This window comes from Flagellimonas myxillae, assembly GCF_023502235.1.
Lineage (GTDB): Bacteria > Bacteroidota > Bacteroidia > Flavobacteriales > Flavobacteriaceae > Flagellimonas > Flagellimonas myxillae.
Genome location: NZ_JAMFLY010000001.1, coordinates 1,702,391 through 1,726,137, shown reverse-complemented (window position 1 = coordinate 1,726,137; position 23,747 = coordinate 1,702,391). Strand labels below are relative to the sequence as shown.

Sequence of the window (23,747 nt, the reverse complement as noted above, 5' to 3'; positions counted from 1 at the left end):
ATAGTAATGCTTGCTTTTGCAAGTTTGGTTTCGTGTAAAAATGAAACAAAGGACAACACCAGTACATCGGATTCCAACACTGAAACGACCAAGATAGTAGGGCTATCTTTTAGTGATGACAATGTTAGCAAGCAATTTCAACACTACATCCATGTAAAGACCGCATTGGTAAACTCAAATGCAGAAGAGGCACAATCTGGGGCGAAAATGCTCATGGAAAATACAGACGACGCAGCCTTAAAAGGTTTGCTTTCCAAAATTTCCGAAACAGGTGATATCGAAGCACAGCGCACGGTATTTTCCAATGTTACCGAAAAGATGACGGCAATAGTAGGTGCATCTATTTCTTCTGGTGAGGTGTATCAACAATTTTGCCCAATGGCCTTTAACAACCAAGGTGGTTACTGGCTTTCAACCGAAGAAGAAATTCGTAACCCTTACTTTGGGGATAAAATGCTAAAATGTGGTAAAGTGACAGAAACCATAAAATAAACAAGAATGACCGCTTCTTTAAAACAGATCCTTGCCATGGTATCACTGACCTTATTACTGGTTAGCTGTATTCTAGAGGCTCAGAATGGAGAAGTAAAATATGCAGGAGCTTTACGTACAATGATGTCCGGTAACTTGGAAGCAACGGCTGCATTGGATACGCTTTCAAAAAGGAAAAACCTATATGCGCTCGGTGCTTTTGAGAACTTAAAAGGTGAGATTCAGATTTTTAATGGTAGGGCATTCAACACGTCCGTAGCATCTGAAAAAGTTGTTTTCGATACCACTTTTGATAAAAAGGCGGCACTAATCGTTTATGCCCAAGTCTCCAATTGGCAGAACATAGAAATGCCAAATGAAATTGATTCTTCCATTAAACTGGAGGGATTCATAGAAGAACAGGCAAAAGCATTAGGGATTAATACTGAAAAGCCAATTCCCTTTTTAATTGAAGGAAACGCCCAATCATTGCATTGGCATGTCATTAATTGGAAAGATAGCGATACCGTTCACACACATCAAAAGCACAAGGAATCAGGTTTAAATGGTGTTGAAGAAAATAAAGAAGTTGAAATTATCGGTTTTTTTTCGAAGTCGCACAAGGCGGTATTTACCCATCATTCTACGTTCTTACATATGCATTTTAAAACAGATAATAATGAGATTGCCGGCCATGTTGATGATTTGTCATTAGGTCAAAAAGCAACATTAAAGCTGCCCATACCGTGAAAGTTAAACTTAAAAATATGGTTTGTGACCGCTGTAAGACCGTTCTAAAACAAGAACTAGACAATGCTGGAATAAATGTGTTATCAATTGAGCTTGGCGAATTAACTGTGATGGATGAGGCGGATGTAAGCAAAGGTATTCTCAAGGAGATCGCTGAACGTAACGGTTTTGAAATCATTGATGACCAAAATTCAATTTTGGTTGAGAACGTGAAGTCAATTTTGATTAAAAGCCTCGATTCCTTAAAAGGGTTACAGGAAAACCTATCGGTAATTTTGTCCAGGGAATTAAGGACGGAATATTCGATAATCAGTAAATCCTTTAGTGCTACTGCTGGAATTACGATTGAAAAATATCTCATCCGTCTGAAGGTTGAAAAGGCTAAAGAACTTTTGCAAATGAGCAATATGACTTTCGCTGAGATTGCTTATTCACTGGATTACAGTAGTGGAAGCCATCTTGCAAAGCAGTTCAAAAATAATACTGGCATGTCAATGACAGCATATAAAAAAGTACAAAACTGGAACAGAAAAAACTTAGACAAAATTGTATAAGCTTCAACCCGAATTGTTCAAGCCTGTGGTATAAAGGCTTCATATTTTGTCCGGTCTAACACTAAATAGTTTTAAAGATGAAACATACATATCAAATAGAAGGAATGACCTGTAAAGGTTGTCTGAGAAGTGTGAAGTCGGCTTTGAACGAAGTTCCGGATGTCATCAACGTTGCTATTGATTTGGAAGCATCAACTGCGACGATAGAAATGCAAAATCATATCCCGATAGACAAATTTGAAGAAGCCGTACAGCAAAAGAAAAGTAAATATCATATACATCCCGTCAAACCAGATGGCATAAAAACACGCACCTATCCTATAAATGGAATGACCTGTAACGGCTGTAAGTCGCACGTTGAAAAAACACTTTCAAAAGTGGATGGTGTTGTAAAAGTTTCTGTGAGCTTGGAAAAAGCTGAGGCTATCATTGACATGAAATCAGATATACCAATAGAAAAATTTCAGGGCATACTAGAAAAAGATGGCGGTACTTACAGTATTTACAAATCAGGTCAGCGCCCCGAAAAAACTGAAGAAAAGAAACAGAAACCTAAAGGCAAAGGGACGGGAACTTTCTATTGCCCGATGCATTGTGAAGGCGACACAACCTACAATCAGGCGGGTGATTGTCCAGTCTGCGGAATGGATTTGGTTGAGGAAGTAAATCTTTCAGCTACTACCAATACGCAATACACTTGCCCAATGCATCCTGAAATTATTAAGGACGAAGCGGGAAGCTGTCCAATTTGTGGGATGGATTTAGTACCGATGGAACCCGACCTGTCCGCAGAGGAAAAGACCTATAAAACACTACTCAAAAAATTCTGGATTGCAGTCGTATTTACATTGCCCATTTTCATAATTGCAATGTCTGAAATGCTGACCAACAATCCCTTATACGATATTCTGGAACAGAATTATTGGAACTGGATTCAGTTCGTGCTTTCCATTCCAGTAGTGTTTTATGCTACTTGGATGTTTTTTGAACGTGCCTACCGCAGTATAAAAACCTGGAACCTCAATATGTTTACGCTCATAGGCATTGGTGCTGGTGTCGCATGGTTATTCAGCGTAATAGGTATGCTCGCACCCGATTTTTTCCCAGACCAGTTTAAGACCGAAGCAGGTACTGTTCACGTTTACTTTGAAGCAGCAACGGTAATTCTAACCTTAGTGCTTTTAGGTCAATTATTAGAGGCTCGTGCGCATAGTAAAACCAATTCGGCAGTAAAAGAACTGTTGAAATTAGCACCCAATAAAGCCATAAAAATTGTAGATGGTGAAGAAGTTGAAGTCAGTATTGACGAGATAGCACTCAATGATATTCTAATGGTAAAACCAGGCGATAAAATTCCTGTAGATGGTATCATCACAGAAGGCAATACGAGTATTGACGAATCGATGATTACGGGTGAACCTATTCCAGTAAACAAATCTATAGATGATAAGGTGAGTAGTGGAACCATCAATGGCAATCAGTCGTTTTTAATGAAAGCTAAAAAAGTGGGTTCGGACACGTTATTGTCCCAAATCATCCATATGGTAAATGATGCTAGTCGTAGTCGCGCACCAATCCAGAATTTGGCGGATAAGGTTTCGGGGTACTTCGTTCCTGTTGTGGTAATCATTGCCTTGATAACCTGTGCGGTTTGGGCAATATGGGGACCAGAACCAGCTTACGTCTATGCTTTGGTCAATGCCATTGCCGTATTGATAATCGCTTGCCCTTGTGCTTTGGGATTAGCTACACCAATGTCTGTTATGGTAGGCGTTGGAAAAGGTGCGCAGAATGGTGTGCTTATCAAAAATGCGGAAGCTCTCGAAAAAATGGATAAGGTAGACACACTCATTGTTGACAAGACAGGAACAATCACAGAAGGAAAACCTACTGTAGAAAAAGTAGGTTCTTTTAATAACGGTTTTAGCGAAAATGAAGTGCTACGATATATCGTTTCCTTGAACAATCAGAGTGAACATCCATTGGCTGAAGCTACAGTTAAATACGGGAAGGAACAACAAACGGAATTTTTAAAAGCTGATGGGTTTAGCGCAATTACAGGCAAGGGTGTTGAAGGCGATGTAAATCAAAAGAAAGTATATCTGGGGAATTCTAAAATGATGGAACAGGCTAATGCGGCACTATCCAAGGTAATGGAAAACGAAGCTCAATCCTATCAAAAGCAAGGTAAAACGGTTTCGTACCTGGCCATCAAGGGAAAAGTCGTAGGATATGTTGTTATAGGCGATAAAATCAAGAAAACAAGTGCCAAAGCTATCAAAGCATTACAAGACAAAAATATTAATGTCATAATGCTAACAGGCGATAATCATGATACCGCTCAGGCGGTGGCATCTGAATTGGCTCTGGCAGATTTTAAGGCCAGCATGCTACCAGAAGACAAGCTCAAACAAGTAGAAAAGCTACAAGAAAATGGGAAAGTAGTGGCAATGGCAGGTGATGGCATAAATGATGCACCGGCTTTGGCAAAAAGCGATGTTGGAATAGCAATGGGGACGGGAACGGACGTAGCCATAGAAAGTGCAATGATAACCTTGGTAAAAGGTGATTTAAACGGAATTGTAAAAGCAAGGAATCTAAGCGATTCTGTAATGAAAAACATTAAGCAAAACCTATTTTTTGCATTGATATATAACACCTTAGGTATACCTATCGCCGCAGGGGTCTTATTCCCAATTTTTGGAATATTACTCTCACCAATGATAGCAGCTTTAGCAATGAGTTTTAGCTCTGTTTCGGTAATAGCAAACGCACTACGTTTAAGAAGCAAAACGATATAATTATGGTAAGCAGGAATACAGCTTTAAAAATCAGAAAAACGCACAGGTATTTGGGTCTCTTTTTAGGCATTCAGTTCCTGTTTTGGACCATTAGTGGTTTATACTTTAGTTGGACAGACATCGATGAAATACACGGTGACCATTTTAAAAATTTGGAGCATCAAACTAAACCTTATAGAGATTTAATAAGCCCATCCCAACTTGATGTTGCAAATGGAGTTAAAACCATTGAATTGAGGGATATTGGCAATAGACCCTATTACTGGATAAATAACAAACAATTGTACAGTGCCATTAATGGAAAACCAAAGAACAGTATTACGAAGGATGAAGCACTATCTATAGCCAAAAACCGTATGAGAAATGATTTGATCGTGGAATCTATTGAGCAGATTACTGAAACTGGAAAGCACCACGAATATCGCGAAAAGTTATTACCTGCTTATGTCATTTCATACAAAACAGATGAAGCCTTAAAGGCCTATGTTTCCGTTAGTGATGGAAAATTTCAAACGGTTCGCCATAGGGATTGGCGAATTTTCGATTTTCTATGGATGACCCACACTATGGATTATGAAGGTAGGGATAACTTCAATACAACAGTTTTGAGAGCATTTTCACTTTTAGGTCTGATTACGGTATTAAGTGGATTTCTCCTCTGGTATATCAGTTCGCCTTCAATTATTACATTAAAAAAACGATTAAAAATAAAGAAATGAAACAACGCATAATTTTAATTGTAGTCGCGGCTATTATTGGATTGGGAGTAGGGTATGTTCTTTTTGGGACATCCGATGCCGATACTATGGAAGCTACGGTGCATGACCATACAACAGCATCAGAAGACCAAATGTGGACATGCTCCATGCATCCCCAGATCATGCAGCCTGAACCGGGTGACTGTCCTATTTGTGGAATGGACCTGATTCCTGCTGAAGTCGGTACTGGAGGTCTTTCGCCTGAACAATTCTCAATGACGGATAATGCGCTTGCCTTGGCGAATGTACAGACCATTGTGGTCGGCACTAAATCCGCAGGTGACGACAATTCCATTTCCCTATCGGGTAAAATTGCAGTAAACGAAGAAGCTGTTGCCGTACAGGCCAGTTATTTTGACGGAAGGATTGAGCGATTGAACGTTAATTATGAAGGGCAAGAAGTTCGAAAAGGACAATTACTGGGAACTATCTATTCTCCTGAACTGGTAGCGGCACAGCAAGAACTATTGACCACGGTATCTTTAAAGCAGTCGCAACCGCAATTGTACCAAGCTGTCCGTAACAAATTGAAGCTCTGGAAATTATCGGAAAATCAAATCAACGCCATAGAAAGCTCCACTAAGGTGACGGAATACTTTCCTGTTTATGCAACGGTTTCCGGTACGGTTTCGGAGGTCATGAGCGCGGAAGGTGATTATGTAAAGAAAGGGCAGCCTATTGTAAAGGTGAGTAATTTAAACACGGTTTGGGCCGAGTTTGATGCCTATGAAACTCAGTTGTCACAACTAAAAAAAGGGCAAAGAATAAGCATAACCACCAATGCCTATCCAAATAAAACGTTTAATGGTAAAATTTCATTTGTGGACCCTGTACTTAACAATGCTACTAGAACCGTAACAGTGCGTGCAACACTTGCAAATCAAAATGAACAATTCAAGCCTGGGATGTTCGTAACTGGGAAGATTCAGAATGATAAAAATTTTAGTTATGAATCGAAACTGTGGGTACCTTCCTCAGCTGTGATGTGGACAGGAGAACGTTCTTTGGTCTATATAAAAGTCAAACCAGATGAGCCAGTCTTTGAAATGAGGGAGGTAATGTTAGGGGTAAGAAATGGAGAACAATTGGAAGTTATTTCTGGCCTTAATTCAGGCGAAGAAATTGTGGCCAATGGAACTTTTTCAGTTGATGCGGCTGCACAATTACAGGGTAAAAAAAGTATGATGAACAAAGCTGGCGGCAAGACGATGACGGGTCATGAAGGCCATCTGGGAATGCAACCTCAGGAAGATTCCAATAGTTCGGAAGACCAGATGAAAATGACATTGCCGGACACCTTTCAAAAGGAGTTTGAAAAAGGATTTCCAGCCTATTTAAAATTAAAAGATGCATTGGTGGCCAGTAATTCAAAGCAGGCAGCAATACATGCAAAAGCTACTTTGGAAATATGGCAAAGGCCAAATTTTTCTGACTTGGGTACAATGGAAAGAGGACATTTGGACAAGAGTATTGAAATGTTGGAAGCTATCACTACAGCGGGAAAATTAGAAGACCAACGTTCCCATTTCGTAATTCTTAATGCGAATATGGTCGCTATTGCAGGTGAGCTAAAGGATTTGGGTAATACACTTTATGTGCAGCAATGTCCTATGGCAAACAGTAATAATGGCGCGGTTTGGTTAAGTGCTGAAAAAGAGATTCGCAATCCCTATTACGGGGATGCTATGTTGACTTGCGGGAGTGTCATTGATTCATTGCGATAGTTATTTGCAACCCAGTTGCACGAAAATCTTTTTATCTTTGTGTGGTGAAATTTTTGGCAACCATATTATCCATCTACTTTTTGGCACTCAATTTTGTGCCTTGTAGCGATGCCAGCTGTGTTGATGAAGGCACAGAGGTCGTTTCTGTAATGGATTTTGATGGCGAACACGGCCAAGACTGTGAACTGTGTTCCCCTTTCTGCCAATGCCACTGCTGTCATTCGCATACCATCGATTTCCAGTTGGCTATTTTTGAACCGATCCAGCCCACCATTTCGCTAGAAAATTTTGCCCACGTCGACAGTTTGGGCAAGGATATTTCACTTTCCCTTTTACAGCCACCTCGGGCATAATTCAGTTTTCATAGGATAGCTATATCCTGTTTCGATGTATCCAATATTTGATACTTCAATGTCGTGCATTGCCTTTTAGCCAATGCACTTGACGCAAATTTTAACTGAATTAATACCCTTATCTATGATTAACAAAATCATTGATTTTTCAATCAATAATAAATTTATAATTGGGCTGCTAACGTTGGCACTCATTGGTGCAGGGATCTACAGTATGACCCAAGTTCCCATTGATGCCGTGCCAGATATTACCAATAATCAAGTACAGGTCATCACACAATCACCCAATCTGGGTACGGAGGATATTGAGCAATTCATAACCTATCCTGTAGAAATTGCCATGAGCAACCTACCTAAAGTAAAAGAAATCCGTTCGATTTCACGATTTGGACTTTCCGTGGTTACGGTTGTATTTGAGGATGATATGGGAACTTACTTACCTCGTCAGCTCGTTTCCGAGAAACTGACTGAAGTGCGTGAGCAGATTCCCGAAGGACTAGGTAGCCCATCTATGGGACCTATTTCAACAGGTCTCGGTGAGGTGTATCAATACACCTTAAAAGTACAACCAGAGTTCAAAGACACTTATTCCTTGTCCGATTTGCGTACGATTCAAGACTGGATTGTACAACGCCAAATGGCAATGGTTCCAGGCGTTGTTGAAATCAATGCCATTGGCGGAAAAATAAAGCAATATGAGGTAGCTGTTGACCCTAATGAGCTGAAGGCTATTGGTCTTACAATTACAGATGTTTTTGAGGCTTTGGAGGCCAACAATAAAAATACGGGGGGTGCTTATATCGAAAAAAACCACCAAGCCAACTTTATCCGTGGCGAAGGTTTGGTACGCAGTCTTGAGGATATTGAACAAATCATTATCAAGAACGAGAATGGGCTGCCAATTACTGTAAGTGATGTTGCCGATGTACGTTATGGTTCAGCCGTTCGCTATGGAGCATTGACACAGGATGGCGAAGGCGAAGTCGTTGGAGGATTGGTAATGATGCTTAAAGGAGCAAACTCAAACGAGGTTATTGGTCTTGTTAAGGATAGAATGGTAGAAATCCAGAAATCGCTTCCAGAAGGGGTTGTCATTCAGCCTTTATTGGATAGAAGTAAGCTTATTAGTGAAACCACGGGAACAGTGCGCAACAATCTACTTGAGGGGGCACTCATCGTAATTTTTGTTCTGGTTTTCCTTCTAGGTAACTGGCGCGGTGGGTTAATTGTGGCTTCGACTATTCCCCTATCCTTATTGTTCGCATTTATATTGATGAATGTTTTTGATGTATGGGCAAACCTGATGAGTTTGGGTGCAATCGACTTCGGAATCATCGTAGACGGGGCGGTCATCATTGTGGAAGCTAGCGTATTTGTTATGGGCGGCTATATCCTCAAAAAGAAAACTTTAAAAAGTGAAGACCGGGACGCAATCGCTGCCAATGCATCCAAAAAAATGATGAACGCTGCTTTTTTCGGGCAATTGATAATTCTAATTGTCTTCCTGCCCATCTTAGCATTGGAAGGTGTAGAAGGAAAGATGTTCAAGCCAATGGCACTAACATTCATATTTGCTATGATAGGGGCAATGATTCTGTGTCTCACCTATGTACCTATGATGTCAGCCTTATTTTTAAAACCACCCGAAAAGGAAAAAAAATCTTGGGGCGACCGTTTTGTGCATTGGGTACAAAGAAAGTATGAACCACTTTTAATACAAGCCTTGGCAAATGGAAAGTGGGTCGTGGGAAGTGCTGTTGTCACATTTGGAATAGCCGTATTTGCATTTTCTAAAATGGGCGGTGAGTTTATCCCACAATTGGACGAAGGCGATATAGCCTTCCATACGATTCTTAAACCTGGTAGCTCGCTCAGTGAAACTATTGAAACCACAACCAAAGTAGAGCGTATTATAAAGGCAGAATTTCCTGAAGTGGAAAAAATTGTGAGTCGTATCGGTGTTGCCGAAGTACCTACCGACCCAATGCCAATGGACTTTGCCGATGTGTTTGTTATTCTGAAACCACAGGACGAATGGGTGTCCGCAACATCCAAGGATGAACTTATCGACAAAATAAAAGATGCTGTGAGCATAATACCAGGTGTCAACTATGAGTTCTCGCAACCTATCGAAATGAGGTTCAATGAATTGTTGGAAGGTATTCGTGAAGATGTTGCCATTAAAATCTATGGTGAGGATATCAATGTACTAGCTGCCAAAGCGGATGAGATTACCAAAATCATCGCGGGAACTGAGGGTGTAGGAGATATGAGGGCGGAAGCCACTTCAGGTCTACCACAGATGACCATTAGGTATAATCGCAGTAAACTGGCACAATACGGTGTGAGCATTGACCAGCTCAATAGGATAGTTCAATCTGCTTTTGCAGGTGGTTATGCGGGTGTCATCTTTGAGGGTGAAAAGCGTTTCGACTTGGTTGTTAGACTGGATGAGCAGAATCGCACGGACATCAATGACATCAAAAACCTATATATCAATTTGTCAAACGGTTCGCAGATTCCACTTCAAGAATTGGCGAGTATCGAATACACACCAGGACCGATGCAAATAAGCCGAGACAATACCAATCGTAGAACTTATGTAGGTGTTAATGTACGTGGACGTGATGTAGAATCATTGGTTAATGAGATTAAGGGTAAACTTGATGCAAACCTTGATTTACCGCCAGGCTACTTTATTCGTTATGGTGGTGCATTCGAAAACCTAGAAAGGGCAAGTAACCGATTGCAGACTGTTGTTCCTATTGCATTATTGCTCATATTCATCCTGATTTATTTTGCCCTAAAATCTTTTCCGCAAACCTTGATGATTTATTTGGCTATACCTATGGCGACCATAGGCGGGGTGTTTGCCTTATGGCTTAGGGGTATGCCCTTTAGTATTTCCGCAGGGGTCGGCTTTATTGTATTATTTGGTGTTGCGGTATTGAATGGCTTGGTAATGATTAGTGGACTTAATGAGTTAAAGGAGGAAGGTGTTACTAATCTCAAAGACCGCATTTTAGAGGGAACTAAACGCAGGGTACGTCCCATTATGCTTACCGCATTTACCGATATTCTTGGTTTTCTGCCAATGGCAATTTCTGCATCCGCAGGAGCGGAAGTACAGCGACCATTGGCAACCGTTGTTATAGGTGGATTATTGACTTCTACATTATTGACCCTTTTTATCCTTCCCATCTTTTATCAATGGGTAGAAAAGCGTTCGGAACGTAACTTGAAGTTCAATCCTAAAATCGTGACGGCAACAGCGGCAGTTTGTTTGCTGCTGACCTCAACTTTCGCAAAAGCGCAACAAGTTCAAAATAGTGATGTATTACCAATTGTATCGTTAGAACAGGCAGTGGAGATTTCGAAGAAAAATTATCCATTATTGAAAACAAAACAATTGGAAATCCAAAAACAGAACGTTCTCAAAGGGACGGCGTATGACTTAGGGAATACCCAAGTATTCACGGGCGGTGAAGAAATAAACGATGGTCAAGGCATCTACACTTTGGTGGGTGTAGGTCAGCAGAACATCAATCTTTTCAGTATTGGTGCAAGGAAACGTTTGCAGCAACAGCGCATTGCTCTGGCAGAAACTGCTCTTGACCTTTCTGGACTGCAAGTGGAACAAGAATTGAAAAAGGCGTGGTCGCAAGCCTATCAGCAACGACAAAAATTTATGCTCTACCGTGAACTGGATTCTATCTATTCACAGTTTGAAAAAGCAATCGAACTCAATTTCAAAGTAGAGGCTATTTCACGATTGGAATATTCATCTGCAACCAATCAGGCGTTGCAAATCAATAATAAACTGCAACAAGCCGAGAGCGACTATGCTATTGCTTTACAAAAGCTTAATTTGTGGTTGGTCTCAGATACGTATTACGCGGTTCCCGACACGTTGGATGAAAGTGAAATTACCATATTGGGAATTCCTGAAACTATAAACGTTCACCCTGAACTGGAACTTTCACAAAAGCGAATCGAGGAAGCAAAAGCTAGCTACAAAGCCGCTCGTTCTAATTTGCTGCCCAACTTTAGCCTTCAAGGGGGATTACAGCAAGTAAACGGAAGTGAAGGGTTCTACACCTATCAGGCAGGAATATCCGTTCCGCTACTCTCTGGCACAAAACGCAGTCAAGCCAAATCTGCTAAAATAGACAGTGAAATTGCCGAGATTAATGCAGACTATGTAAAACGTCAATTACTATCAACATATCAACAAGCTGTACAAGCGTATCAAAAATGGGAAGCATCTTGGCAATTTTATAAATACAAAGCCTTGCCACTTGCAGAAGAACAGCGACGGGGAGCATTGTTAGCCTATAAAGAAGGGGCAGTTGATTATGCTGCTTTTACTCAAATTATACGGGATGCCATACAGACCGAAATGGATGCGTTGGAAACGCTTGACAATTATCTAAAATCAGTTTTTGAACTACAATATTTTAAGCAATAAAATGAAAAATCTATCTGAATATAAAGCTATCGCACTGTTAATAGTACTATTAGGGTTGTCTTCTTGTGGCGATTCTAAGAATGGTGCTTCAGAGGTGAAAGCGGTAGACTCCGAAATGAAAGAAGAACATTCCGAAGGTGAAGCTGAGGAAGTACTATTGACCGAAAAGCAGTTTGATGCATTACAAATGCAAATAGACACTTTGCAAATGCGAAATATGAGTGGGTACGTGAAAGCTAACGGTCAGCTGGAAGTTCCACCACAAAACGAAGCGACCATCACGACCGTAGTAGGTGCCAATGTGGTATCTATTGAGGTTATCGAAGGCGATAAGGTTAAGAAGGGACAAACGGTTGCTTATCTCTCACATCCTAATATCATTGAGAAACAGACAGAATACCTTAATGCATATAGCAACAGCCAGTTTCTTAAAAAGGAATATGAACGACAAAAAACATTATACGATGCTGGCGTTGGTAGCGGTGCTAATTTTCAAAAAGCAGAAGCGGAATATCAGGCATCCAGAAGTATGGCAAATGGTCTTCAAGCACAACTAAAACAATTGAGCATTAATGCTGCTGGAGTTAGAAATGGAACGATTTATCAACGCGTAGCACTCAGAAGTCCGATTGAAGGATTTGTACAAAAGGTAGAGATTAAAACAGGACAGTATGTACAACCACAGACAGACCTAATGGATATTGTAGATACACACCACGTACACGCTGATTTAATGGTCTTTGAAAAAGATGTATACAAGGTAAAGGAAGGGCAAAAAGTGATTTTCAATGTCCAATCCATTCCTGGCAAGGAACTTATCGCAGAAATCTATTCCGTGGGAAAGACTTTTGAACAGAATCCAAAAGCAATACATATACACGCTGAAATTGAAAATAAGGAGGGTAACCTGATCCCCGGAATGTATATCGAAGGGCGCATCCAAACTGACAATTCCAAAATATTGGCAATGCCCGAAAGTGCTATAGCTTCTGACGGCGACAGGTTCTATGTTTTCTCTGCTGAAAAGGAGAAGGAAAATTGGACTTTTATACCCTATGAAATTATAAAGAGTACCCAAGATGGTGAATGGATTGCCATTGACTTCCTAACAGAACAAAAATTAAATGCAGAATACGCCTTTAACAATGCCTACTATTTAATGGCAGAAATGAAAAAAGGCGAATCTGAAGAAGACGAACATTAATATGAAAACTATAGAAGAATTATTAGAATCAAAGGGAATTCGAATTACCGCCATGCGTCTGTTGATATCCAAATTCCTTGCGGAAAAAAAGATGGCAGTTACTTTGAGTGATATAGAAAATGCTTTCGCGAAAGCAGATAGAACCACCCTTTATAGAACTCTTAAAACATTTGAGGAAAAAGCTATTGTACATCAAATCGATGATGGCACGGGCATTACTAAATATGCGATGTGTGAAGAAGGTTGTAATTGTGAAATGGAACGGGATTTACACCTTCATTTTCATTGTAACAATTGTGGGGAAACCGTGTGTTTAACTGAACATAAAATCCCGCAAATAAAAGTCCCTGATGGTTTTGTTTCAGAAAATGTAAACTTGGTGATAAAAGGTATTTGTGATAAATGCAGTGCCTAATAAATGCACTTCCGTTGCACGAACGATTAAGCTACTTTTATCCAAAATAGATGGATATGAAGTTTAATGTAAAAATACCGAGACATCTAAAAGAAGCTTATAATTCGGAGTTAAAATATTATAGACATTACCTTTTAAAAAAGGAATATGATAATGCTTGGAATCATTTGGAACGGAGTCATATTTTAGGTCAGTCTTACCCGATAGAACATACCTATTCCCATTGGCTAATGCTAAAATTTGGATTTAGACAAAAAGATACCAAAGAAGTTATTGGGCAAATACTAAGGCTAGTTGTCGGAGGTTGGAAATCGTTTATTAATCACGTACCGCTTGGTAATACCGGTGGCGCAAACGTGCCTCCATTAAAACGTATGCCTATTCCAGAGGATATTAAAGGATTGATTAGATGAAAAAAAAGAAAGTAAACTTAAAAGACTTAAAACCAAATTCTGAGGAACATACTCGCGATGATGGTCACAATCACGACCACGGAGATGGAAGTGCATTTAAAACATACATTCCTGCACTGATAAGCTTTGTAATGCTAATTACTGGAATAGCATTAGACTACTTTGATGTTGCCTTTTTTAAGGATTGGATTCGCATTATTTGGTACAGTATTGCCTATTTACCTGTAGGTTTTCCCGTAATAAAAGAAGGTTGGAAAAGTATTGTACGAGGAGATTTCTTTACTGAATTTCTGTTAATGTCCATCGCCACAATTGGGGCATTTGTTATTAAGGAATATCCTGAAGGTGTTGCTGTTATGTTGTTTTATGCTGTTGGTGAATTATTCCAAAATGCAGCAGTCAACAGAGCAAAGGGAAATATAAAAGCATTGTTGGATGTTCGTCCAAAAGAAGCTACTGTTTTCCGTGATGGTAATTACATAAGCGTATCACCAGAAGATGTATTGATTGGAGAAAAAATTCAAGTCCGAGTAGGTGAAAAAATTCCTTTGGATGGTATTTTATTATCTGAAAAAGCATCATTAAATACTGCTGCTTTGACAGGCGAGAGTAAACCCGATTCTATATTGAAAGAATCCAAAGTTTACGCAGGAAGTATCAATTTAGAAAGTGTCATTGAAGTAGAAGTTACCAATTCCTTTGAAAATAGTTCTATTGCAAGAATATTGGACTTGGTTCAAAATGCAACAGCGCGTAAATCAAAAACAGAACTTTTCATCAGGCAGTTCGCACGTATCTATACACCAATTGTTGTGTTTTTGGCTATTGGCGTTACATTCCTACCATACTTTTTTGTGGAAGATTATGTCCTTAGGGATTGGTTGTACAGAGCCTTAATTTTTCTGGTTATTTCTTGCCCTTGTGCGTTGGTGATTTCTATTCCTTTGGGTTATTTCGGTGGATTGGGGGCAGCTTCAAAAAATGGAATTTTGTTTAAAGGGGCTTCATTTTTAGATGCAATGACCAAAATAAATACATTGGTAATGGATAAAACAGGAACCGTGACTAAAGGTGTTTTTAAAATCAAAAACATAAAAGCTATTGGTTGGGAAGAATCCGAGTTTATGAAATACCTAATGGCTATGGAAGAGCAATCCACACATCCCATTGCAAAAGCCATAATGGAGTATAAAGAAAATGGAGAAGATTTTGAAGCACAAGACGTTTCTGAAATCGCAGGCAAAGGATTAAAAGGCATTGTCAATGGCAAAACGGTTTTAGTAGGAAATAAAGCCTTAATGACTGCCAATAATATTGATGTTCCAACTGAAACGGAATCTATTGTAGAATCGATAGTTTTAGTGGCAATCGATAATCAATTTGCTGGTTATGTCGTGATAGCAGATGAATTAAAGGAGGATGCAAAAGAAACAATTATAGATTTACACAAAGTAGGCATTAAAAATATTATGATGCTTTCTGGTGACAAAGATTCTATTACCCAACAAGTCGCCAAGGAGTTAAATATTGAAAATGCTAAAGGTGGTTTACTACCAGAAGATAAATTAAACGAGGTAGAAACTTTAAAACAAAATTCTGAAAACAAAGTAGCCTTTATTGGTGATGGTATTAATGATGCACCAGTTTTAGCAGCAAGTAACGTTGGTATTGCGATGGGTGGCCTAGGTAGTGATGTCGCAATAGAAACAGCAGACGTTATCATACAAACCGACCAACCTTCAAAAGTAGTTAGAGCCATTAAAATAAGTCGTTCCACACGTAAAATTGTTTGGCAGAATATCATATTAGCATTTGGCGTTAAAGTTATCGTTTTGATTTTAGGAGCAGGCGGTCTGGCCACAATGTGGGAAGCTGTTTTTGCTGATGTTGGCGTAGCCCTATTGGCTATCTTGAATGCTATACGGTTACAAAGAATGAATTGGTCATAGCCTGTAAACCAAGCTGTTTTTTATCAGTAGGCATTCCTTTCTTTATTTTCAAATCTTCAGAGTCAAACTTATTTTAACTCAAGTTTTTATTTAAGTATTTGCTTAAATAATTACATATCTATATTTTTGACCAAAATAAGTTATATGAAACTTGAAACTAGCTGTATCAGGGCAGAGGCCGACCACACCCAAATACTTCGTTGTAAAGAAGATTTGAATATGGTATCAACTTCCATTGAAGGCATAAGTAAAATTATGGCACTGGCTGGTAATGAAGTCCGTTTTAAAATATTGTTTTTGTTGAAGAGGGAAACCGAATTGTGCCCTTGTGACTTTGCTGATATTTTAGAAATGAGTGTTCCTGCTATTTCCCAACATTTACGCAAGATGAAGGATGTAAATGTAATTACTACCCGTAGAGATGGTCAAACCATCTTTTATCGTATTTCGAAGAAAAATGAAGATTTTTTAACTGCTATTTTAAGTAATGTAACATCTGAAAGAAAAATTGCATAGGATGAAAAAAACAATGACCTCTAATCGAACTGCTTATGCCGGATTGTTTTCAGCTATCGCAGCATCTCTATGTTGTATTACTCCTGTGTTGGCCTTGATTTCGGGAACTACAGGAATTGCCTCTACTTTTTCTTGGGTAGAACCCTATAGGCCTATTTTGATAGGTTTGACCGTTTTGATTCTTGGTTTTGCTTGGTATCAAAAATTAAAACCACGTACACAGGATATTGATTGCGACTGTGAAGATGACAAACCTAAATTTATACAATCCAAAAAATTTCTTTTTTTGGTGACTATTTTTGCAGGTATAATGTTGGCATTTCCATATTTCTCGCATATGTTTTACCCCAACTCAAATGCTGAAAAGCAAGTCGTTTATGTATCTGAAAGTAACGTAAGTGAAGTGAACTATTCCATACAGGGAATGACGTGTGCAGGTTGCGAAGCCCATATTGAAAACGAGGTAAATAAACTAGAAGGCATTTTGGAGGTAGATGCAAATTATGAAACATCCAAAGCTTTTGTGAAGTTTGATAAAAGTAGAGTAACTGCTAATGAGATAGTAGGCGCTATTGGAAAAACAGGATATAAAATCATAGAGTGATGGAAGCTATTTTAGAATCTACAATTAGGTGTCCAAACTGTGGACATAGGAAAGAAGAAGAAATGCCAACAACAGCTTGCCAGTTCTTTTATGATTGTGAAAATTGTAAAGAAGTATTACGCCCTAAAGAGGGAGATTGCTGTGTATTCTGTTCGTATGGCACGGTGGCTTGCCCACCTATTCAACAAAACAAAGATTGCTGCAATAATTAGGAAACATATAAGAGCGTATAAAAAAGCCCTGATAATGGAATCAGGGCTTTTTTTATTATCACCAAATTAAATTCACAGCTCTTGTCGTGTTTAATTCCTGTAACCTTACCTCCATCTTTTCACTGTCACCAATAGTAAATTTCGGAACAACATAAACCAACTTCGCTTTTGTATTGGGTAATATTTGATAGGGTTTGTTGTGAACATAAATAGGGTTTAAGGGAATTTCCTGATAGGATGCATTCCGCTTTTTATTTCTATTTACCTTAAAAACATTGAGATAATCAAAATCGAATCGTACACCGGATTTATTTTCAATCTCAAACTGTAGATAAACATTATCTCCGTGATATTTGAAGTTTTTAAGGCTCAACTTTATATCACTCATTTTCGTCTTGATATTCTTTTCTTCAGGAAGTTTTAATAATGATTCACAAGATCTGCGCAGTAGTCCCAGCGAATCTTTAACTGAAAAGCTCTGTTTTGTAATTGTCCGCTCAGTTTGAACTTGCTTGACGTTTCCAATGCTTTCATTCTTTGTTATAAAACGATTGGGGTTCTCCAGATGTTCCGAATATTTCAAAATATAGGAATACACTGTGCCATCTGCGGTAATTACCAATAAGTTACTAAGGTCTCCTTTTACCGCTTTTAATAAACCCAGATTCTGTTCTTTTTCTCTATCGTAGGTAAAAACAAAATTGTCCGATCCTGTGATGCCCTGTTTAATATCCGTAGGGAAAAACAACGCCATTGTCATTGTTGAATTAGCATATAGAGTATCTAACTGAATTTTATTTTTTGCATGAGCTGATAGCATAAGCCCTAGACTCATCATGACTATTAACTTTTTCATAGTATTCATTTTTATTGTTCTGTCTCGACCTTTAAGGTCAGCACATAATTATTGTTTACCGTTACTTTTACCTGACGGTTAGAACGTTGAAATATTCTCTTTACCCCCCTAACCTGTGGAATGCCAGGTACATTAACTTCGTTTATAACATCTCCAAGTACTTGTTGTCTCAGTTCTTCCCGAAAACTATTCTTGATATAGATTCCTTCTAAATTATCTCTGTAGTCATAGGCTTTAAAAGCTAGTGGGATGTTTCTAATGTTCTCTATTTTCAATAAAACTCGATTCGGCTGAAAGCTGACAATACCAAAAAGAAGGGTGTTTCTTGGAATGAAATACCCCTTGATGGTAACATCGTTTTGGGTACGCATTTCCAAACGGTCATTTGCTTTTATAACTTCTTTGGAATCGACAACTACATTTACGCTGGGTATTGATTCCGCAGCCGAATTCGGTAAAGGGTTGGAAGCAAAAAACAATTGTTGTTCCAAAGCCATTTCTTTTGCTAAGATTGCTGTAGACTTGCTCTTGTCATCTTCAGGCTCTTCTACTTTTTTACCTATAATACCCTTTATGGCATTATCTACATTGGAGGTGCGTTTTCTAAATGCACCGGTGCTATAATCAATTTGACTATTGGAGTAGATACTATCGACAAGACGCATTTTCTTCTTTTCTATAAAATCAGGGTCATAGACTCCCGTTGAATCCAAATACTTCTCATCATAGATACTTGGTGCGTTGGTTTCCCTAATTTCCTTTAAATCGTCCACAGCATCAAGCCTAGATGTATAATCATCTTTTACCGTTTCTAATGTGGGTACTAAGGGTTGTAGCAGTTCATCTTGTTCGTCTTTATCACCGCCAAAAGTCAATATGGAATAGGCAACAATGAAAATTACCACCGCTCCAATGACTACGGCAAAAGTGATTTTCTTCTTATCAATTTTCATAGTCTATTTTTTTTAAAGTGTTCTCAAAGTAATCCGTAATCAAAAGCCCGTGCGTGTTCTTCGGGAAGTTTCGTTTTTCCAGATGTAAAATTTTACCCGTAGTCACCAATTCATAAGTGTCGATTATCGACCCCCTATTGACTTGAAAAACTGTAGTTGTTCTAAAGGGATAGGGTTCTGCTTTAAGGTCTATTTCAGAATCGATACTGATTACCTTTTGAACTAAGGAGTATTGCATCAATCTGTTATACACACCATCGGCTTTTTTCTGTCTGTATACGTTATCCACTGTACTATTTCCAAGCCATAAGGCTTTTTCAATATTCATTTCAAAATTAGTAGCATCTATATCGTAGAAATAGGTATGAAATAGACGCAAATGTTCTAAGGTTTCTACCTTTAAATTCTCTTTTTGCTGTACCCATTGCAGGGGTATCACTTCGCCATTCTTACCGATGGCAAAAGAACCATCCAATGACTTGTGGTACATCTTAAAGGAAATGATACTTGAAGCAATCGTGGACAGCATCGCCATTGTAACAACGGTCAGAACTATAAACCGGTTCGTTTTCAGGACCTCGTATATGTTTTTATATGGTGTTTTCATTTTTCATTACTTTTTTAATTAAAAGAGCCTTAGGCACTAAATAGTTTGAAGGTGAATGAGGTTGCCCGTTTGTACAATTTGAATTTCAAAAAGACGATAAAGCCTATGGTGCCCAACTCGATAATGGGTGCAAAAAATGAACTTCCAAAATCAAAGCCGAAAAGGTTTACCCAAAAATTGGTAGTGAACTCTGTGTAGAGTGCATTCACGAATACATTCACCAGAAAAAAGGCAGGAACCAACATATAAACAGCCGCGTATAATTTGAAAAAAGTATAAGCCATTGACCGAAACTTTTCAAACACGGCAAGGCTTATGACCAAGGGAAAAAAGGCTTGCATTATCCCCAGCAAAAAGAATCGTTCCGCCAAGAACAGGGGGTAAATAAAGAGGTCTAACAACCAAAGAAAAACACTCAATATAAATGCTAATATCTTTAATCCATATAGTGGTGTGGTCAATGCCTCATATAATAAAGCCAACCCCTTGCTAGCGGCTTCCAGTCCACTTACATCATCCTCAATTTCCACATCTTGTAATTGTAGTGGCAAAAGTGATGGTGCGGTATTTCTGTACTGTCCTTCAATGGCCACCAGGATACTATCAAATACCTCAAGTACCTGACTTGAAAAAATGACCAGAATCACTATGATGAAATTCTTTATCAGTTCGGTTGGGGTAAGCCCCCACGTATATCCATCCCTATTGGCGACTCCTTCATTGTACTTTTTTAAGACGTTGATTAGGAAGAATAGGATGGCAAGGGCTTTCATACCTACAATGGTATACTGTAGAAAATCACTGTCTTTAATTGTTTGAAAAACAGTGTCTACATATTCCAATCCTCCGATTAATGGGATAGCCAACTGCATAGCCTAATAATTTGTTGCCCTGCTATTAATTCTGTCTTGCATTTCCCGAAAGGAAATGATGTCATTGTATCGCTTGGTCTTACGCTCTATTTCAGCGACCATTTCTTTGGAGCTTGTTTCCCGGTCCTTTAATACAGCAGCCCTTTCTGCATCGGTCATTTTTAAATAGTCACTGGATAGGATTTGTTGTACAAAATCCAAATCCTCCAAAGAGTTTTCGATAATATTTTCAAAGGATTGCGATACTCTTGTAATTTCTTCGGGTTTGATATATGGGGAATTCAAAATATTCCTCACGTCACCCCTTACCACTTCAAAAAGACGTTGGTTGTTTCGGGCAAGTTCCCGAACCGCTTTTAACTGTTTTACAACATTGCTGACCTTCTCGATACGGTCTTTTTGCTGCTTCATAAACTCCACCGTTTTTATCAGGTTTTCTGTTTGTTTGGCGGCTTCAATAATTTGTTTTCCCAGAGTGATAAAATTGGTGTTATCATACACGGGCATTCCCTGGCACGCAGTACGTGCGGGCAACAATAATAATCCGAGTGCCAAAAGGCACATAAAAATGAATCTTCTCATAACTCTTTTGATTTTAATTGAACAAATTGTTTAATGGCCATCTCCATGCAGCCACTTTCTTTATAAAAGGCCATTATGGCCTCGTTATCGGCGCCATCAGTGAGATAAGCAGCGAAAACTTCTTGGGGTACTTCCAGTCTGAAAATGTTGCTTTCCTTTCCGATTTTGATAAAAATCTCTGTGTACTTACGTTTCCCTGATAAGTTATTTTTGATGGATTTTAATTGATTCAGGTCGTGACTGGACAGGCTAAGCCTATTTTTTAATTCTTTATAGCCCTTTTCATTGTTAAGGCTGTAAATGACCTGTGTATTTTCCAGAATACTTGCCGAAGTGGAATTGTCTGGCAATTGATTAATGGACTGTAGTATGATGCCGATTGCTCCCTCTTGTTTTCGGATAGCTTGGTAATAGAATTCCACCGATTCCAGCACGTTATCGAATTTTAATTGTTTGGCGAACTCATCAAAAAGGATAATACCCTTTTCTTCTTTATTTTGCCAAATGGTTCGTTGTATTGCTGTTTTGATCAGTTTGAGCATTACGGAAAGAATTTCTTTATTGTCCTTTACCTCATCCAGTTCAAATACAATCAATCGCTTGTCCTCAATCTTATAGGATTGGTCTTCACTTGTTTCAAATAAAAAACTATACAATCCATCACGTACATACTCAGATAGGATATGCAAGAACCCTTCAATATTGAAGTAATCAGAATGAATATGCAGTTGGGTCAATAGATTTTCCCGTTGCGATTCGATATAGGTATAAAAACTATCGAGGGAATGCCCCTCTGCATTTTTTTTATAATAAGCGTGTAATATTTTCTTGAGGGCTACGGACTGTTCCTTTTTTGGCTTGGTGCCTTCCCCAATCAGTTCAAATAGGAATACAGATAGATCCTCTAACCGCTCTGGGGTGACATCGTCACCTTTTGTTATAAAGAAGGGATTGATACCAAGGCTCTTGCCGCTTTCATAGCGCAGTACAGTATATTGTTCGGGATACAGACTGGCAAACTTGGTGTAGGAACCTCCCAAGTCAATAATGACAAGGCGCACACCCATTTCAAAATACTGCCGTAATATGTTGTTTGCCAAAAAGGATTTCCCCTCTCCCGTAGGCGCAAAAATGGCAAAGTTCCTCGCTTTGATACGTTTCTTTTTCTCGTCCCAAACATCCTTTAACACGGGGATGTTATGTTCCCTATCATTGAATATAATTCCTTGCCTATCCGTCCTGTAGCTGGTGTTGTTTATGAAAAGGCAAAGCGCATGTTTCAAATCGGTCACGTACAAATCCTCATTTGAAAAATTGGAAGAAAAACAGGGATGGCTATTTAGAATATAATTTTTACGTTCCTCACCCCTTGGATAGTATGGAGTAATATCCAGTTCCTTAAATTCCGATTTTATTTGTGAGCCTATGCTTTCCAGCTGTTGGGCTTCCCGGTCCCAATAGACAATATTCAAATGTCCTCTTATGATTCTTGCGCTATCATCATTGTTGATTTGGTCAACGATATGCTCAATTTTTTTAAGAATGACTTTGTTCTGCGTACCAAAATTCGAACTCTTTTTAAGTTCCTCAATCTTCTTTTCTAAGAGTTTTCGCCATTTCTGTTTATCATCTAAATAAAGGATTTGATTAACGATATGATTTTCATTCAGGGAAAGTCCCAAACCATCGATATACCCTTGATGAAATACAAAATCATCCGAAGTAAAACGTTCGTTGATTTTACTTGTTTGTACGTTTTCGCCAAAACAGGATTCACTATTGATGGCCAATACGTCAAAATGATTATTGCCTATGGTAATTTTGGATTTCTCCAAAAGCATATCGGTATCAAAATTGAGATTGAAACCGTTAAAAAAGGTTTGTGAAAAATTGAGTATTTCGGATTCCTTTAAAGGTAGAAATTGAACTTTGCGGCTATTGTTGATATAGGAAATGGAATCATTTACCGAACCAATGAAACTGTGAACGTTCTGATTTAATTCTTGGTAAATCCCTTTACTTATTTTCCGAAATGGGTTTACATATTTGGGGTTGTTAAATGTTTTGTTTCCTGCCAATGTGAGGAATAGATAGCAACGATGTTCTATGTATTCCCTTCCTTTGAAATGGTCGTGTGTTGCTTTTCCAAGAAAAGTATTATTGGGTAGGTATTCCGAGCTAAACCCTTTCTTAAGGTAAACATCTTGCTTATGAATAACGGAACCAACGGGCAAAGACTTTAGTGCTTGAAACCAAATACTGTGTAAGTCCTCGAAATCCTTTTCCGATAAAGAATAGATCTCAGGGAGTTCTCCACGATAACAGGCTATGATATTGCCATTGTTGGCAAATATTAAATTATCCCGTATTTCTATGATGGGGTTATATGATGCTGTATTAATAATCGACATAGTATTGTATGTTTTCTTTCTTGTTGCTTATGATTTTAGGAAATATCTTAACGATGTTTAGGGTTATTGCTTTACGGGCAATTTTGGTCAGAACGATATAGAATGTACCGTTTAGTAAGAATGCTCCGATGATGACCCAAAGGCTGAATGAAAAAATGATTATCAGCAGGGATCCCAGTATTAAGAGCATCATCATTGCAAAGAGGGATATGGGAAGCCCCCATATCATTGCCCCTTTGCGAATGTTTTTATAAACTTCATACCTTTTCATTGT

At 38.7% G+C, this 23,747-nt stretch carries 22 protein-coding genes; 15 read left to right on the top strand and 7 right to left on the bottom strand.

The window, feature by feature from the left end:
• Window positions 1-6: 6 nt before the first annotated feature.
• The 15 genes from M3P07_RS07725 (at window position 7) to M3P07_RS07655 (ending at window position 17,192) form a co-directional block, all read left to right on the top strand.
• The gene (locus M3P07_RS07725; RefSeq protein WP_249969301.1) at window positions 7-492 is read left to right on the top strand and encodes a DUF3347 domain-containing protein; all 486 of its coding nucleotides are present in this window, start codon (window positions 7-9) and stop codon (window positions 490-492) included.
• A gap of 6 nt (window positions 493-498) precedes the next feature.
• Entirely contained in the window at window positions 499-1,221 is a 723-nt protein-coding gene (locus M3P07_RS07720) for an acetolactate decarboxylase (protein ID WP_249969300.1), read from the top strand.
• A complete protein-coding gene (locus M3P07_RS07715) occupies window positions 1,218-1,775 on the top strand; it encodes a helix-turn-helix domain-containing protein (protein ID WP_319946566.1) in 558 nt (185 codons plus the stop codon). Before M3P07_RS07720 ends, M3P07_RS07715 begins: the two co-directional genes overlap by 4 nt.
• 77 nt (window positions 1,776-1,852) lie before the next feature.
• Window positions 1,853-4,576: a heavy metal translocating P-type ATPase gene (locus M3P07_RS07710; RefSeq protein ID WP_249969299.1), complete on the top strand. Its 2,724-nt coding sequence runs from the start codon at window positions 1,853-1,855 to the stop codon at window positions 4,574-4,576.
• Window positions 4,577-4,578: 2 nt separating this feature from the next.
• Window positions 4,579-5,295 carry a PepSY domain-containing protein gene (locus tag M3P07_RS07705; RefSeq protein ID WP_116185397.1) on the top strand — a complete coding sequence of 239 codons (717 nt, stop codon included), beginning with the start codon at window positions 4,579-4,581 and terminating at the stop codon, window positions 5,293-5,295.
• The gene (locus M3P07_RS07700) at window positions 5,292-7,058 is read left to right on the top strand and encodes an efflux RND transporter periplasmic adaptor subunit (RefSeq protein ID WP_116185398.1); all 1,767 of its coding nucleotides are present in this window, start codon (window positions 5,292-5,294) and stop codon (window positions 7,056-7,058) included. The genes M3P07_RS07705 and M3P07_RS07700 overlap by 4 nt, the downstream gene beginning before the upstream one ends.
• Window positions 7,059-7,099: 41 nt before the next feature.
• Complete coding sequence (locus M3P07_RS17830) at window positions 7,100-7,411, top strand: DUF6660 family protein (RefSeq protein WP_319946565.1); 312 nt, start codon at window positions 7,100-7,102, stop codon at window positions 7,409-7,411.
• Between the two features lie 124 nt (window positions 7,412-7,535).
• A complete protein-coding gene (locus M3P07_RS07690; RefSeq protein WP_116185399.1) occupies window positions 7,536-11,879 on the top strand; it encodes a CusA/CzcA family heavy metal efflux RND transporter in 4,344 nt (1,447 codons plus the stop codon).
• Window position 11,880: 1 nt separating this feature from the next.
• A complete protein-coding gene (locus M3P07_RS07685) occupies window positions 11,881-13,083 on the top strand; it encodes an efflux RND transporter periplasmic adaptor subunit (protein ID WP_116185400.1) in 1,203 nt (400 codons plus the stop codon).
• A gap of 1 nt (window position 13,084) precedes the next feature.
• Window positions 13,085-13,498, top strand: coding sequence for a Fur family transcriptional regulator (locus M3P07_RS07680; RefSeq protein ID WP_116185401.1), 414 nt, complete (start codon window positions 13,085-13,087; stop codon window positions 13,496-13,498).
• Between the two features lie 56 nt (window positions 13,499-13,554).
• Window positions 13,555-13,911: a DUF3703 domain-containing protein gene (locus M3P07_RS07675; RefSeq protein ID WP_116185483.1), complete on the top strand. Its 357-nt coding sequence runs from the start codon at window positions 13,555-13,557 to the stop codon at window positions 13,909-13,911.
• Window positions 13,908-15,860 carry a heavy metal translocating P-type ATPase gene (locus M3P07_RS07670; RefSeq protein WP_116185402.1) on the top strand — a complete coding sequence of 651 codons (1,953 nt, stop codon included), beginning with the start codon at window positions 13,908-13,910 and terminating at the stop codon, window positions 15,858-15,860. The genes M3P07_RS07675 and M3P07_RS07670 overlap by 4 nt, the downstream gene beginning before the upstream one ends.
• Window positions 15,861-16,004: 144 nt before the next feature.
• Window positions 16,005-16,376 carry an ArsR/SmtB family transcription factor gene (locus M3P07_RS07665; RefSeq protein ID WP_116185403.1) on the top strand — a complete coding sequence of 124 codons (372 nt, stop codon included), beginning with the start codon at window positions 16,005-16,007 and terminating at the stop codon, window positions 16,374-16,376.
• Window position 16,377: 1 nt separating this feature from the next.
• Entirely contained in the window at window positions 16,378-16,980 is a 603-nt protein-coding gene (gene merTP / locus M3P07_RS07660; protein ID WP_181899528.1) for a mercuric transport protein MerTP, read from the top strand.
• Window positions 16,980-17,192, top strand: a complete 213-nt coding sequence (locus M3P07_RS07655) for a GDCCVxC domain-containing (seleno)protein (RefSeq protein WP_116185404.1) — start codon at window positions 16,980-16,982, stop codon at window positions 17,190-17,192. Before merTP ends, M3P07_RS07655 begins: the two co-directional genes overlap by 1 nt.
• Before the next feature lie 58 nt (window positions 17,193-17,250).
• Here the strand turns inward: M3P07_RS07655 and M3P07_RS07650 are convergent, their stop codons facing one another.
• Genes M3P07_RS07650 through M3P07_RS07620 form a run of 7 tightly spaced genes read right to left on the bottom strand, consistent with a single transcriptional unit; the run spans window position 17,251 to window position 23,744 of the window.
• On the bottom strand, window positions 17,251-18,048 hold the full coding sequence (locus tag M3P07_RS07650) for a DUF4138 domain-containing protein (protein WP_181899530.1): 798 nt from the start codon (window positions 18,046-18,048) through the stop codon (window positions 17,251-17,253).
• Between the two features lie 11 nt (window positions 18,049-18,059).
• Entirely contained in the window at window positions 18,060-19,001 is a 942-nt protein-coding gene (gene traM, locus M3P07_RS07645; protein WP_116185406.1) for a conjugative transposon protein TraM, read from the bottom strand.
• Window positions 18,991-19,608: a conjugal transfer protein TraK gene (locus M3P07_RS07640; RefSeq protein WP_116185407.1), complete on the bottom strand. Its 618-nt coding sequence runs from the start codon at window positions 19,606-19,608 to the stop codon at window positions 18,991-18,993. The genes traM and M3P07_RS07640 overlap by 11 nt, the downstream gene beginning before the upstream one ends.
• Before the next feature lie 29 nt (window positions 19,609-19,637).
• Entirely contained in the window at window positions 19,638-20,480 is an 843-nt protein-coding gene (locus M3P07_RS07635) for a hypothetical protein (protein WP_116185408.1), read from the bottom strand.
• 3 nt (window positions 20,481-20,483) lie between these two features.
• On the bottom strand, window positions 20,484-21,044 hold the full coding sequence (locus M3P07_RS07630; protein ID WP_470299675.1) for a TrbJ/VirB5 family protein: 561 nt from the start codon (window positions 21,042-21,044) through the stop codon (window positions 20,484-20,486).
• Window positions 21,045-21,058: 14 nt separating this feature from the next.
• Complete coding sequence (locus M3P07_RS07625) at window positions 21,059-23,473, bottom strand: TraG family conjugative transposon ATPase (RefSeq protein ID WP_116185410.1); 2,415 nt, start codon at window positions 23,471-23,473, stop codon at window positions 21,059-21,061.
• Entirely contained in the window at window positions 23,460-23,744 is a 285-nt protein-coding gene (locus M3P07_RS07620; RefSeq protein ID WP_249969298.1) for a hypothetical protein, read from the bottom strand. The genes M3P07_RS07625 and M3P07_RS07620 overlap by 14 nt, the downstream gene beginning before the upstream one ends.
• Window positions 23,745-23,747: the final 3 nt, after the last annotated feature.